Annotated in this window: 10 protein-coding genes; all 10 read left to right on the forward strand. The window is 28.7% G+C overall.

The annotated features are described in order from the left end of the window. Positions 1–5 precede the first annotated feature (5 nt). The 10 genes from MALL_RS03440 to MALL_RS03485 all read left to right on the forward strand — a co-directional run bounded on the left by MALL_RS03440 (position 6) and on the right by MALL_RS03485 (position 16,071). Positions 6–2,099, forward strand: a complete 2,094-nt coding sequence (locus MALL_RS03440; RefSeq protein WP_005683850.1) for an ATP-binding cassette domain-containing protein — start codon at positions 6–8, stop codon at positions 2,097–2,099. Then, the gene (locus MALL_RS03445) at positions 2,092–3,138 is read left to right on the forward strand and encodes a carbohydrate ABC transporter permease (RefSeq protein WP_005683753.1); all 1,047 of its coding nucleotides are present in this window, start codon (positions 2,092–2,094) and stop codon (positions 3,136–3,138) included. Before MALL_RS03440 ends, MALL_RS03445 begins: the two co-directional genes overlap by 8 nt. Next, complete coding sequence (locus MALL_RS03450; protein ID WP_005683890.1) at positions 3,098–4,063, forward strand: carbohydrate ABC transporter permease; 966 nt, start codon at positions 3,098–3,100, stop codon at positions 4,061–4,063. Before MALL_RS03445 ends, MALL_RS03450 begins: the two co-directional genes overlap by 41 nt. 231 nt (positions 4,064–4,294) lie before the next feature. Next, the gene (locus MALL_RS03455) at positions 4,295–5,233 is read left to right on the forward strand and encodes an RluA family pseudouridine synthase (protein ID WP_005683825.1); all 939 of its coding nucleotides are present in this window, start codon (positions 4,295–4,297) and stop codon (positions 5,231–5,233) included. Between the two features lie 25 nt (positions 5,234–5,258). After that, the gene (locus MALL_RS03460) at positions 5,259–6,221 is read left to right on the forward strand and encodes a hypothetical protein (protein ID WP_005683990.1); all 963 of its coding nucleotides are present in this window, start codon (positions 5,259–5,261) and stop codon (positions 6,219–6,221) included. A 265-nt stretch (positions 6,222–6,486) separates the two neighbouring features. Beyond that, positions 6,487–6,903, forward strand: a complete 417-nt coding sequence (rpsL, locus tag MALL_RS03465; RefSeq protein ID WP_005683870.1) for a 30S ribosomal protein S12 — start codon at positions 6,487–6,489, stop codon at positions 6,901–6,903. Positions 6,904–6,940: 37 nt separating this feature from the next. Further along, positions 6,941–7,411 (forward strand): 30S ribosomal protein S7, encoded by a 471-nt coding sequence (gene rpsG, locus MALL_RS03470; protein WP_005683792.1) that lies wholly within the window; start codon positions 6,941–6,943, stop codon positions 7,409–7,411. An 11-nt stretch (positions 7,412–7,422) separates the two neighbouring features. Further along, the gene (fusA, locus tag MALL_RS03475) at positions 7,423–9,513 is read left to right on the forward strand and encodes an elongation factor G (protein WP_005683724.1); all 2,091 of its coding nucleotides are present in this window, start codon (positions 7,423–7,425) and stop codon (positions 9,511–9,513) included. 365 nt (positions 9,514–9,878) lie between these two features. Continuing rightward, entirely contained in the window at positions 9,879–15,437 is a 5,559-nt protein-coding gene (locus MALL_RS04305; protein WP_005683819.1) for a beta-N-acetylglucosaminidase domain-containing protein, read from the forward strand. 34 nt (positions 15,438–15,471) lie between these two features. After that, positions 15,472–16,071 (forward strand): ribonuclease HII, encoded by a 600-nt coding sequence (locus MALL_RS03485; RefSeq protein WP_005683887.1) that lies wholly within the window; start codon positions 15,472–15,474, stop codon positions 16,069–16,071. Positions 16,072–16,144: the final 73 nt, after the last annotated feature.

Here is a 16,144-nt window from a genome sequence, read left to right on the forward strand (position 1 = left end):
GAGATATGAAAAACACATGTTTATCATCTCTATTAGGCAAGCAAAAAGCTAAGACAATTTTTTCAAATTTAGAAAATGAAAAATCTGTTCAAGACAGAATTGATCATTTTAAAAATGAAAGATTACTTAGAAAACAAAAAGAATTACCTGCCATTGAATTAAAAAATTTATTCATTGACTTTGGAGAAACTCTAGCGGTTGATGATGTAAGTTTTCAAATTAAAAAAGGTACACTAGTAACTTTACTAGGTCCTTCTGGTTCTGGTAAAACTACAACACTTAATGCTATTGCTGGTTTATTAACACCAACTTCTGGAAAAATTCTTTTTCAAGGTAATGATGTTACAAAATACTCACCACAAAAAAGAAAACTAGGATTTGTGTTTCAAAACTACGCACTTTATCCACATTTAAGTGTTTATTCAAATATTGCGTTTCCATTGAAAAACGATGCTCAATGAAAAAATAATATTATTATGAAAAAAGAACTTGCAAAAATTAAAGTTGCAAGTTTATACCTAAAACACTTAGGTGCAAGCCAAAAAGAGATAGAAGAATTAAATAGTACATTAAGCGATTTTTACTATTTAAAACAAGATACATTTTATAATTACGAAAGATTACTTGCTGATTCAAAAGAAAACTATGAAAATGCTAAAACCAAATTAAAAATGGTTAAAGTACATAGGGATGCACAATTATCATCATTAGCAAAAACTATATTAAAAAATATAGATAAGCTAAAAGAAGACACTAAGCAAAAAATCAGTCAAGAAACTCTAAATTACAACGAAAAAAGTGCTTTAGGAGTTGCTCAAGAAGTAAATCCTTTATCCTTATCATTGCATTCTCTAGCGGAATTTAATTCAACTAGATCACTTGAACAAGCGCAAAAAAATGTTGATGAAATTCAAACATATTTACTAAATATTAATACAGCTAAAAATGAAAATATTTCACTTTTAGACAAAACAAATTTATTAAAACACGAACAAAAAGTATTGGTTGCATTATTTAAAAATAAATACTTTATTAATAAAAATAAAGTAGCGCAAGAATATGAAAAAGAAAAAGAAGTTGCAAACAAAGAATATATTGAAGCTAAAAATTCTTACAAAGCCAATACAAATGCGCAGAACGATGTTTCAAAAGCATTTGAAGAATACAACGTTTTACCAAATGTTTTATTAAATAAATTTTATGCAATAAGAAAATCACTTGTAGAAAAATATAACTATGAACAAGTAATAAAAGAAAACAAAACATCACATAAAATAGTTTTTGATGAACAAGAAAAAGCTCTTTTAGATGAATATTCAAAAGATTTAATTACTATTAAACAAGCAATTCACCGTGATGTAATGGAAGTTGCCAAAAAAGTAGAAATTATTTCTATTCTTCAGAAAAAACCAACTAAATTAAGTGGTGGACAACAGCAACGTGTTTCGATAGCTAGAGCTATTGTTAAAAAACCAAAAATTTTATTAATGGATGAACCACTTTCAAACTTAGATGCTAAATTACGTATTTCAACTCGTCAATGAATTAGAGAAATTCAACAATCATTAGGAATAACAACTGTTTTTGTTACTCACGATCAAGAAGAAGCCATGTCAATTTCTGATGTTGTTATCTGTATGTCAACATCTAAAGTACAACAAATTGGATCTCCACTTGATTTATATAATAAACCAACAAATCAATTTGTTGCCAGATTCTTAGGTATGCCTGAAATGGCACTTTATCCTGCACAAATTAAGGATGGAAAAGTATATATTCAAGAAAAATTATTAAAAGGTATTCAAATTGCTAACAAAGACCAAGGCTCAGTAAATATTGGAGTAAGAGGAGAAGATTACATTATTAAACCTAAACCAACAACTACTTCTTTAACTGCCGAAATTTTAGCTGTTGAAAACTTTGGTAAAGAATCTAAATTATTAGGTCATGTTGAAAAAATAGGTAGAGTAAATATCTTACTTGGAAATGAATATAACTATGTCATAGGTGATAAAATTCATTTTGAATTACCAAAAGACAAACTACATGTTTTTGATGCACTAACAGAAAATCGTTTGGAATATAAAAACCATGAATAGATTTTTTAATAAAATAGCAACAACATTTCCGTTTCTTTTTAGATGAGCAACAAAAAAAGTAGCTAGTCACAAACCAAATGTTTCAGCTTCAGTTTTAGACAAAAAAACACCATTCTGAAAACCTTTTTTAATGATAACACCTGGCTTAATAATAATAATTTTATTTACTATTATTCCATTTTTTATCACAATTAAACAAGCTTTTAATCCTTTAGCAGAAGCTGCCGATCCATCTTCAGGAGGATTCTCAATAGTAGGTTTTGTACGTTTAGTTAAAAACCCTATTTACTCAGTAGCAATTCGAAATTCAATTTTATATGGACTTTTATCGTTACCGATTATTATTGCTATATCTTTAATAATTTCTTCAGCTATTACTCTTTTATATAAAAAATGAACTAAAGGATTTTGACAAACAATTTTCTTTTTACCATATGTAACTAGTGGAGTAGCGATTTCGTTAACATTCGTAAACATTTTTGACACAAAATTTGGGATTGTAAATTCAATTTTTGGTGTTAATACATTATGACTTAACTCAGGTTCAAGTTCAGGATGAAATGCCTTTGTCGCTATGTTTGTATTAGGTATATGACAAAATTTAGCTTTCAACATTTTAATTTTTACAACAGCTATGTTATCTGTTGATAAAAACTTGTACAAATCAGCATCTATTGATGGTGGTGGTACAATTAAACAATTTTTCAAAATCACACTTCCATCAATTAATAAAACAACAACGTTTTTAATTACTATTGGTGTGATAGGAGGGATTAAAGTCTTTCCATTAGCTTTATTTGAAAATGATCCAAGTAAAGCAATAATTAACGGTGGAGCAACCTTAATGTTATTTGTTTATGACAAAGTTAAAGGTAATAACTTTAGTGATGCTGGGGTTGCATCTATCTTCTTATTCTTAATCGGAGTTGCCTTTTCAACGGTCTTGAGAGGTGGATTTGATTTAGTTATAAAAACCGCTAATCAGTTAGGAGAAAGAAATGTTCAAACAAAAATTAATTCTACAAAACTGATTAGGTAAAAAACGCCTTGCACGAAATGGTCAAAAAGTTTCTCAACAAGTTCACGAAACTTCACTATTTTCACTTGGAATTTCCCTTTTTAGTAAACTTTTAATATTATGTTTTTTTGGGTTAATAATTCTATTTCCATTCTTTTACATGATTTCAACTTCTTTGATGACTGATCAACAAATAGAAGATATGGGAGCTGGTAAAGGAATTCAATTACTTCCTGAAGCTGCTAGCTGAGCTAACTATAGCGCTGCTTTTGTTGAAGGTTATTGAAGTGCACTAGGAGTTACTTTTGCAAACGTCCTTGTTTCAGTTATTTTAAAAATAATTATTACAATGTCAATGGGATATGCTTTTTCACTTAAAAAATGAAGTGGTAAAAAATTTGCTTGAAGAGTTTTATTATCACTCTTAGTTTTACCCGAAGTAGCATTACTTGCTGGACAATACCAAGTTGTTGTTATGTTAAACTTGCAAAGAGATGTTTATAAAACAATATTTGCTATTGCACTTCCTTTCGTAGCTTCAATCTTTAATGCTATGATGTTTAGAAATGCTTTTGAAGCAATTCCTGGAAGAATAAAAGAAGTTGCTTTGGTTGATGATGCTACTGGGTTTAGATACTTTTTAAAAATAGCTGCACCTATGGTTACACCTACAACTTTAACAATCATTATTCTAACAGCACTAGCTTCATGAAATAGTTATTTATGACCTGCTTTAGTAACAGGAAATAATATTAACGTTATGTCAACTTGATTATTCCAAGTTGGTATTAGACGTGATGACTCTGGAGACAATTTAGGATTTTTCCAAAACATAAGAATGGCTGGAGCAATTATTGTTATAGTTCCTATGTTTATTGTCTACTTTGTATTCCGTACTAAAATCATGAATGCTATTTCAAGACAAGGTTCAACCATTAAAGGTTAAAACAACACTAAGATGCTTAGGCATCTTTTTGTTTTCACTTTTTTCTAAAATACCTATACTCTAGGCTAATAAATAAATTTATCATTATAATTTTTTTGTTTTAATTCATATAAAAGAATAAACATTAAAAACATTTTTGTTTAATTAATCTTAAAAATTATTAGTAAAAAAACCTTATTTTGTTTTTCACTTTATACCTAACTTTTTTAATCTTTTTTGTATAATTCATTCATGATTAAATTAGAAGTAACTTATAAAGAAAGAATTGATAAATATATTTCAAACAATTCTGAAATTTCTCGTAATGATATAAAATCACTTATTGAACAAAAAGCAGTTTTAGTAAACGACATTGTTGTTAACAAACCTAAATTTAGTGTAAATGAAGGACAAGTAATAACAATTTTAAAACTAATTGATAAAGAAATTAAAATTGAAGCGCAAAATATCGACCTTGATATAGCTTACGAAGATGAATATTTACTAGTTTTAAAAAAACCTAGCGGAATGGTAGTCCATCCTGCTCCAGGACATCACGAAAATACCTTAGTTAATGCACTTTTATATCACTTTAAAAATAACTTATCTAATGAAAATGGTTTATTAAGACCAGGAATAGTACATAGAATTGATAAAGACACTAGTGGACTTTTACTTATTGCAAAAAACAATGAAGTTCACAAAATTCTTGCAGAAGGATTTGCTACAAAAACTATTAATCGTAAATATGTTGCAATTTGTGATGGTATTTTAAAAAGTCCAAAACTCAAATTAGACTTGCCTATAGGAAGAGATATCAAAAATAGACAATTAATGGCTATTACAAATGCTAATTCAAAAAGTGCAGTCACACACTTGGAATTACTAAAAAGTTTTTATTACGAAAACCAACCTAAATCACTTGTAAAAGCAACTCTAGAAACAGGTCGTACACATCAGATCCGTGTGCATTGTGCTTATATAAAAAATCCAGTTTTTGGAGATCCAGTATACGGAAGAAAAGTTGATGATTTTAATCAAAGATTACATGCTTATAAGCTAGAATTTAATCACCCAATAACTAATAAAAAAATAGTTATTTATTCAGCTCCACCTGCTGAATTTGGTATTTGTGATTATGATTTTCAAGACTTTATAAATAAAGAAAAAGAATTAGATAATACATTATAATTATTTAAATATTTAAGGAGAAAAAATGTTAAAAAAACAAGATTATTTAAGTTTTAAAACAAAAGAAGAACTATTTAATAAACATGAAAAAGACACATTCAGAATTTGACTTTTTGGTTTTTTAATCTCAACCATTGTTTTATTAGCTTTAGCAATTGCTTCACTAATTGTTGTTATACTTTCTAAAGACGAAATTATTGAATCATTTTTAGTAAATGTAAAAAACCAATTTCCAAAAGAACCTTTTGAAAGACAAAATCAAATAGCCATGAGTGCTTATGCTAGCGGACCTTTATTATTGTCAATACTACCTGCTGTTGGTATTATTATAGCTATTGTTTTATTATCATGAGGTTTAAAACAATCATACGAAAAAAAATCGTTTCACTTATTGTCACCTTGACCAACTACAATTGTTTGTGCAATAGTTATAATTAATGTAATCTTTTTAGTGACATTAATATCAAGACCAGAACAAAGAATTGATTTAAGCTCAGCTTCAACTATTCTAAATCTTGTTTATTCTGTTTTATCTATATTAGTATGAGTAATTTTTGGAAGAGAAGCTAGTTATATAAGAAGAGTATTTATTACTTATGTAAGAAAAGAACAACAAGCCAAATTTTTTGAAAGTTTTACAAAAATGCAAAAAGATGCAGCTTCAGGAAATAATGATTTTTTAAACATTTTTGGTTCATTTAAACAAAATGAAAATTCAAATAATTCACAAACAAGCACATCTACTGAAGAAAACGCTACTGTAGTTGAAGAAAAAGAAAAATCAGAAAAAACTCAAAGTGCAACAAACCCTAAATTAGCAAAACATAATTTCACAAAAAACGAAGAAGAACAATTTAAAAAATTATTATCTTTACCAAATGAATCATTATTTAATATTGCAAACCGTTTAAATATATATGGTTATGAAGACATGGAAAAAGATGATTTAATAATTCAAATAATAAAAGTAACAAGAACAACTAAATAGCAAATAGGAAAAGACACAATTATTGTGTCTTTTTTCATATTTTTCTTCTAAATTATAATTCAACAAAAGAACAAAATTTTTAAAAATTAATTTATGTATTTTAACAAAATAATTTTTTTGTTTATTTTTTAACCTATTATATAGGTAAATAAGTAAATTAAAATATTAATTATTTATGATACACACGGATATGTTGTTATATAATTGTTAAGCTATTTAGATCAAATAGTCCATAATAGAAAAAATAATATGAAAGGATGTAGAAATGCCTACAACAAACCAATTAGTAACAAATGGTCGTAGTTCAAAAACTAAAAAACAAAATGCTCCTGCACTTAGTTTAATCTACAACTCACTACAAAAAAAGGCTAGAAAAATGCCTTCTCCATTCAAACGTGGAGTTTGTACTCGTGTTGCAACAATGACACCTAAAAAACCTAACTCGGCTTTACGTAAATATGCCCGTGTTAAATTATCAAACGGAATGGAAGTTACCGCTTATATTCCTGGTGAAGGACACAACTTACAAGAACACTCTGTTGTATTAATCCGTGGAGGACGTGTAAAAGACTTACCTGGGGTTAGATACCACATCGTTAGAGGAACACAAGATGCTGCTGGAGTAGCAAAACGTAATCAAGGACGTAGCTTATATGGTGCTAAAAAACCTAAAGCTAAATAATTACATAAACAATAATTAATTATCGAAAGGAGACATTATGTCAAGAAAGAAAAGTGCACCTATAAGAGAAGTATTGGCTGATCCAGTTTTTAACTCTGTATTAGTTACAAAACTTATAAACGCAATTATGCTTGATGGTAAAAAGTCTATAGCTCAAGACATTTTATATTCAGCATTTAATTTAATAAAAGAAAAAACACAAAAAGAACCATTGGAAGTATTTTTAGCAGCAGTTGAAAATATTACACCTCAATTAGAAATTAGAACAAGAAGAATTGGTGGAACAAACTACCAAGTTCCTACAGAAGTTTCAGCAAGAAGAAAACAAACTTTATCATTAAGATGATTAGTTCAATACTCAAGATTAAGAAACGAAAAAACAATGGATGTTCGTTTAGCTAACGAAATCATTGATGCATCAAACAAAGCTGGTGGAGCTATTAAAAAACGTGAAGATACTCACAAAATGGCTGAAGCCAACAGAGCATTTGCTCACTTTAGATGATAATATAGGTATTTATGGCAAGAGATTATCTATTATTAGATTACCGTAATATCGGTATTATGGCCCACATTGATGCAGGGAAAACAACAACAACAGAAAGAATTTTATTCCACACCGGAAAAATTCATAAAATTGGTGAAACACACGATGGAGCAAGTCAAATGGACTGAATGGCTCAAGAACAAGAACGTGGAATTACCATTACTTCAGCTGCTACAACAGCTTTTTGAAAGGGAAAAAGAATCAATGTTATTGATACTCCTGGACACGTTGACTTTACAGTTGAGGTTGAACGTTCATTGCGTGTATTAGACGGTGCAGTTGCCGTTTTAGATGCACAAAGTGGTGTTGAACCTCAAACAGAAACAGTTTGAAGACAAGCTACTAACTACAAAGTTCCTAGATTAGTTTATGTAAACAAAATGGATAAAGCTGGTGCAGATTTTGCCGCATCTATTTCATCTGTTAAAACTCGTTTAGGAGGAAATGCTGTAGCTATTCAATGACCTATAGGAGCTGAATCAGACTTTACAGGAATTATTGATTTAGTTACAAAACAAGCATTTACATATAATGGTGAAGCTGATGAAAAAGAATTTCCAACTGAAATTCCAGCTGACTTAGTAGATGTAGTTGAAATTAAAAGACAAGAACTTTTAGAAGCAGTTGCTAACTTTGATGAAGAGTTAATGATGATGGTTCTTGAAGGTGCTGAAGTTAGTGAAGCACAATTAAAAGAAGGAATTCGTAAAGCTACTTTAAGTTCAGAATTCTTCCCAGTTGTTTGTGGAACATCATTTAAAAACAAAGGGGTAAAGAAAATGCTTGACGCTGTTGTTGATTATTTACCTTCACCACTTGACATCCCATCTATTAAAGCTCACTTAGATGAAGAAGAAGTTGAAGTTAAAGCAACAGATGATGGTGATTTTGCAGCTTTAGCATTTAAAGTTATGAACGATCCATACGTTGGAACATTAACATTTTTCCGTGTTTACCGTGGAGTTTTAAACAAAGGAAGTTACGTATATAACTCAACAAAAGGTGAAAAAGAAAGAATTGGACGTATTTTACAAATGCATGCTAACAGTCGTGTTGAAATCGATGAATGTCGTGCTGGAGATATAGCAGCTGCTGTTGGACTTAAATTTACAACAACAGGTGATACTTTAATTTCTGAAAAAGCTCAAAGAATAGTTCTAGAAAAAATGATTTTCCCTGAACCAGTTATTTCTCAAGCTTTAGAACCAGAATCAAAAGCTGCTACTGAAAAATTATCTTTAGGATTACAAAAATTAGCTGCTGAAGATCCTACTTTTAGAACTTATACAGATGAAGAAACAGGACAAACAATTATTGCTGGAATGGGTGAATTACACTTAGACATTATTGTTGACCGTTTAAAAAGAGAATTTGGAGTTCAAGCTAAAGTTGGTGCACCACAAGTTTCATACCGTGAAACAATTACAAAAACTGCTGAAGTTGAAGGAAAACATATCAAACAATCAGGAGGAAAAGGTCAATACGGTCACGTTTGATTGAAATTTGAACCAAACCCTGACAACGGATTTGAATTTGTTGATAAAATTGTTGGTGGAAAAATTCCTAAAGAATACATTAAACCAATTCAAAAAGGTCTTGAAGAAAAAATGGCAATTGGTATTTTAGCTGGTTACCCTATGATTGACGTTAAAGCAACATTATTTGATGGATCATACCATGATGTCGATTCATCTGAAATGGCTTACAAAATTGCTGCTTCTAAAGCTCTTACAAAAGCAAAAGATGCTATTGGTACAGTATTATTAGAACCTATTATGGACGTTGCTGTAGTTGTACCTAGTGATCACATCGGAGATGTAATTGGTGATTTATCACGTCGTAGAGGATTAGTAAACGATCAAGAACAAAGAAATGATGGTGCTACAATAGTTAGAGCCGCAGTTCCTCTTGCTGAAATGTTTGGTTACTCAACTGAATTACGTAGTATGACAAGTGGACGTGGAACATACCAAATGCAATTCCATCACTATGAAAAAACTCCTAGAAACATTTCAGATGAAATTGTTAAAAAGAGAAACATTCAAAACAAAGATGAAGAATAATAATTCTTTGCTAATAATTAATTTATTAACCTTTAGCATAGGTTAATAAGAAAAAACCACAACGAGTTACGTTGTGGTTTTTTTATAATAATATTGAAAAAAATATTGTTTTTTAAACATGAAAAATAAATACTTTTTAGATTGAAAAAATATTTCTTAATTTTGAATTAATAATTCACTTGTTAGTCATTTTTTGACATTTTTTAGGCTTTTTTTGTAAAAAAATATATAAAAAATGATACAAAACTCAATTCAATTAAATTTAATTCATTGAAAAAGTGAATGATTTTTTCCACAATTTGTTCCTTATTTTTATTTATTTAATATATATACATAGTCATATATAAAAATTAAAGGAGTTGATTATGAAAAACAAAAGAAAAAAGTTGCTTATTTTATCTAGTGCATCAGTACTAGGTGTTGTAGCACCTTTAATTGCAATTTCGCAAAATTCTAACGCAAACCAACCTGAAGTAACAATGAAAAAAGATTATGTTATTACACCTAATCCTCACAAAGTTACTTATCAAGAAGGTTCATTTATTTTAAGGGACAAATATAGCTTATCAAAAACAGATATCGATGAAGCTACTGCACTTAAATTAAGTGAAATTACTAAACTTAAAGGAATGACGTTAAGTAATAAAAAGAATGACAAAGTTACAAATATTACTCTTGTTGATATAACAAAAAACGACGCATTAAAAAACCAGGTTTTAACAAAACACAAGGCAGATTTTGATGCTAAGGTATTTGAAAAAATAGATGGTCATGTTTTAATCATTAAAGATGGAAACATAACTGTAATAGGAAAAAATGCCGATGCATTATTTTATGGATTAGTTACATTACTTGATATTTTAAAACAATTAAATGGTTTAGAACTACGTAATTTAGTAGTAGAAGATTACGCAGATACATCTATTAGAGGTTTTATTGAAGGATATTATGGAATTCCTTGATCTAATGAAGATAGAATGTCACTTATGAGATTTGGTGGTAAACTAAAAATGACTTCATACATTTTTGCACCTAAAGATGATCCATATCATGGACAAAAATGATACGAATTATATCCACCAGAAGAGCTAGAAAAAATTAAAGAAATGTCGCATGTTGGTAACATGTCTAAAACTAGATTCGTTTGAACAATTCACCCATTTATGTCTGGACGTAGATTTGGAGCTAACGAAGCAAATTTTGACAAAGATTATGCTTCAATGGTTGCTAAATTTGAACAACTATATAGCGCAGGAATTAGACAATTTGGTGTTTTAGCCGATGATGTTGGTTCAGTTCCACGTACCGTTGTTATTAAAATGATGAAAAAATTAGTTGAATGAGGTAAACAAAAAGGTGATGTTTACGATTGAGTATTTTGTCCTGCTGGATATACATATGCTTGAACTGACATGCAAGAACTAAATGATTATGATCCAGAATTTCCTAAAGAGGTTCAAATTTTTTGAACTGGAGATACAGTAACTGGTCACATTAACAGACAAACGCTTGAACACTTTAGAAGAAGCAAAAAAAGAGCTAATCAAGAAGATAGAAGAGCACCATTATTCTGATTAAACTGACCAGTTAATGACATTAACAAAAAAAGAATGTTGATGGGTAAAGGTGAAGTTTTACATAACGACATTACTCCAGATGATTTAGTAGGTGCTGTAACAAATCCAATGCAAGAAGCAGAACCTTCTAAAGTAGCTATTGCTGCAGTTGCAGACTATACTTGAAATATCGGAGCGTTTAATGCTGATAAATCATGAGCCAATTCATTTAGATATATAGATGAAAATGTTCCTGAATCATTAAATAGATTATCATGACACATGTCTGATCCATCTCCAAATGGTCATAGATTAGTTTTAGGAGAGTCAGAAAATATTGTTAATGATTTAACAGCATTAAGTGCAAATTTAAAAACAAATACTGCTTTAACACAGTCAAATATGGAAAAAATAGTAACTGAAATGAATTTAGTTATTGAAGCTAGCAAAGATGTGCTTGTAAATATGAAAAATAAAAGATTTTTAGAGCAATACACACCTTTTGCAAAAGCTATAAGTGCCAATGCTAAAGCTATTTTGGGATTTATGGAAGCATATAAAGACTTTAATGAAGGAAACAAAAATACTGGTTTTGCTAAATATGTGCAAGCTATAAAGGATTATGAAGAATCTCATTTATACCAACACATTATAATAAGTGGTTTAACTAAAACTGAACCAGGTTCAAAAAGACTTAGACCATTTATGGAAGAGTTAAAAACAAAAACTTCCGAATTATTTAATGATTATGTTTTTGATAGATCTTTTAAAGGAATTCAAAAAACTACTTATTCTACAAATATTAAAACCGCAAGTAAAGATGGATCAATAGAAAATATTTACGACAAAAATCCAGAAACAGGTATTTTATTTAAAGGTGCTCCAAGAAAAGGTGATGAATACAAAGTAGAATATGCCTTACCTAGAACTATTTATGGATTACATATAAAGCAAGCTTATCCAAACCACACAAGTGATTACTTTAAAAAATATAAGGTTGAATATACAAGTGACGGAAAAGACTGAAAAGACATTGAAAATCCTGGAAAAGAATATACAACTGTTGATTTAGACTTATATAAATTAAAACTTGATAACGTTAAAGGAATAAGAATAGTTAATAGTCAAGATCAAAATGGCACATGAACCGGTCTTAAAGAGTTTGAAGTAGACTTTATACAAAAAATTGAAAAACAAAAACCTAATAAAGCTGAAATAGAAGACTTGATTTTACCTAAAGATTGAACATTTTATAACGGAAGAAAAGAAAACATATATGACAATAATCTTTCAAGTTATGGTTGATTAAAATTTCCTAAAGATACATACAAAGTAGGAGATACAGTCGCAATTAAATTAAAAACAGCTGTTTCTGAAGGGGTTGTTAATTTAAAATTAGGACGTCATGATAGAGATAACGACAGAATTAAAAAGTTTGATTTAGAATATACGACTGAAACACAATTAAATAATAACACTGTTTGAACTAAATTAGGTTCTTATGAAAACGATGTAACAGTAAGAGCTAAATTTAAAAGCACATCAAATAAACCTGTTACTTTTATTAGAGTGAAAGTAAATGAAAAAGGAAATTCATGAGTAGCATTTAGAGACTTTTCCGTTGATTTACCTTTAGAATTAGCAGATGATCCGATTATTAGTAATGTTATTTATAGCAAAGAAGAGAAAAAAATTGTAATTGCTGAAAATGATACAAAACTAATTTTTGACAGCAATGATAAAACATCAGCGCACTTTAAAACAAATCAAGTTGATGGAAATCAGCCAAATAATAAAAGGGATCATATTTTAAAAGATAGTTATATCGGAGTAGAGCTAGAAACTCTTTCAAAAATTGGAAAAGTAGAAGTAATTATGGGTAGACATGATACCGATGATGATTATATGAAAGGTGCGGTCCTTGAATATTCAATTGATAATAAAACTTGAACAGAATTAGAGAAATATGAAAATCAAAGACATATTATTTATAAATCTGATTTAAGCTCTGAACCAATTAAAGCAAAATATTTAAGATTAAAATCTACTAAAGAACACAAAAATTGAATCGGAATTAGAGAATTTAAAGTTTATGGTTATGAAAATAATTTTAATACTGTTTTATTGACAAATAAACAACAATCTACAAGTCAAGTATATGCAAATTACACTTTAAATAGTGGTAATTATGTTGTTAATCCAACTAAAAATATAACGCTAAAAAATGGAGAATTCATTAAAGTTGATTTATTGCGTAATTCTCTTCTAAAAACAGTTGAGTTAGATGCTGCTAATAAGGATAAGTTAACTGGTGAGTATTCAATGAATGATTACTTGTATTTACCATTTCCTCAACTTGGGGCAAATCCAACAATTAACGCTAGATATATTAGATTACAAAATAATACTGGAAAAGACTTAACTTTTGATTTACAAAGACTAGACATAAAAACAGTCGAATACGCTGCACCGTCAGTTATATTTACAAATATGGGTGCTGAAAATGGAAACGACAAAACATCAAATCTATTTGACATGGATCCAACAACCTACATGAAACTAAAAAATAGACAAAAAGCTGGCGAATACACAATTATTGATATGGGTCGTGAAATTGATTTAAAAAACTTAAAACTAGTAACAAATGATTCAAATAAAGATTATATTCGTGATGCAGATATTTACATTTCTACAACTAATAAAGATGGTGATGAAGGTTGAGAAAAAGTTATGAGTATTGGTGATGGAAAACCTGATGCAGATAGTGATGATAAAATTTTAGTAAGTTTTCCAAAACATGAAGTTTCATACAATACCGTAAGTAATGAAAAAATTAATAAAAAAGCTAGATACATAAAAATTAAAATGACAGCTGATTACTATGGAAGATGAAGTCAATTAAATGAAGTTGTATGAAACTATGAAAAACCTGAACAAGATTATATAAGAGAATATATTAATGACACAAATAACAGAAACTTTTTAACAAATACTTCAGATCTTTTCAAAAACCGTTTCTACATGTATAAAGATGAAGATTTAAATACAAGTTATATTTCTAAAGAAAAAACTGGTACTATGGATTGATTAGTTTCGGATAAAGAAACAATTGAAGCTAATTACGTAAAAATTGTTGCTAAACCAAACATGAATGCAAAAGTTAGCGCTGTTTTATATGATGAATCTGCTAAAAAAGAAGAAGTTGTTGAGTTAGGAAAATTACCACTTGCTATTAATGATTTTCACTTGCCAGCAGGTAAAAAACTATTTAGACTAAGATTTGATTGAAATACAAATCCTCTTGAAATGATCGATGTAGTTTTATTCAAAAAAGACAAACCAAGTACAAACAAAAAAGCTGAAGTTGAAGCTTTAAAAACTAAACTAAATTCAAAATTAAGTGATACTTCTATTACTCCAAAAGATTTAGAAGAGCTTAAAGAAGCTTTAAAAGTTGTTGATGAAGTTACTAAAAATGATAAATATGGTGAAGAAGTTTATGCGCAATTATTAGAAGTTTTAAATAAATTTGATAAGTTAAGCAAAGATAATTTAAAAGCTGATAAGGAAGCATTAAAGACTTTATTAACAAATAATAAAACAATTTTTGATAGTGAAAAATACTACACAAGAAATTCATACTTACCAGTCAAAAAAGCAAAAGAAGCTTTAGAAGCAGGTTTAAGCAATGATAATTTAACTGTTGCTGAATCTGTAAGTTTAATGGAAAAATTCAATAATGCCCTTAAAGGTTTAGCACATGACAAAACTTGAAAAGATAAAGGTAAACAATTATACGAAGATGTTAAAGAATTAGATAAAGTCTTTTCAGGCAAAAACTTAGAAAAAGCAAAACCGTTATTTAGTAAATTAAAAGAAATGGTTTCAGAACCAGAAAAAAATACACCACAAAATTTTGAAAAAGTCGTAACAGCCTTATTAGCAATACAATCAGGAAAAAATGAAGACACTGTTAATTCAGTTGCAACCTTAAAAGATTCATCTATAAATATTGATAAAATGAAACCTTCTGATATGAAAATGGATGATATTAAAATAGAAGGATTTGATACAACTAAATTTAAAGCGCAAGTAGTTAAAGTTACTCCAAACGATAAAACAGGAACTTTAGAAGTTGAATACAATTTAATTTCTCTAACTGATGAAAATGTAAAATTAAGGGACACAGTAACACTTGATGGATTTAAAAAAGAAGTTAGCGATGGTGTTAGTGGAACGCAAGATGATACAAATACAGTAAAAAAAGGAAGATCTTTAACCGGTAATATAATATTATGAAGTGCAATTGGTGTTATTGTATTAGCAATAATTACCGCAGTTGTCTTAATATTCTTAAAAAAACGTTAATAAAAAAAATTAAACAATAGATATAGGAGGAATTATGGTATTTTATGAATCAGTTTTACTACAAAAATATGAAAAAATTTTAGGTCTTGACGAAGTTGGACGAGATTCATTAGCTGGTCCAATAGTTGTCGCCTGTGTAATGTTTCCTAAAAATTACCATAATCCTCTAATAAAAGACTCTAAAGAATTGACTAAAGATCAACGAGATATAGCTTATAAAGAAATTATTAAAGACGCTATTACATATAAATATATTTTCTTAGATAAAGATTTTGTTGATTTACACAATCCTAAAAAATCATCAATTATTGGGATGGAAAAATTAATTGACTCATATGAACTTGACCAAATTGATTATGTTATAACGGATTATGAAAAAGTTAATACTAAATTTCAAAGTCGAGCAATAAAATTTGGTGATAAGTATTCTATAACTATTGCAGCAGCTTCTATTGTTGCAAAGGTTATAAGAGATGAATATATGGATAAAATGTCTTTAGAGTATCCAATTTATGCTTTTGATAAAAATAAAGGATATGGTACAAAAGTACATTTAGAAGCATTAAAAAAATATGGACCTAGTCCTATTCATAGAATTAGTTACAAACCTGTTAAAGATGCTTCTAAAATTTAAAACAAATAAAAAGTAAATATATTTTATTATCATTAAATATAATGAAGAAAAACCAAAGCAATTACGCCTTGGT

Origin of the sequence: Mycoplasmopsis alligatoris A21JP2, assembly GCF_000178375.1 — a bacterium.
Classification (GTDB): domain Bacteria; phylum Bacillota_I; class Bacilli_A; order Mycoplasmatales; family Metamycoplasmataceae; genus Mycoplasmopsis; species Mycoplasmopsis alligatoris.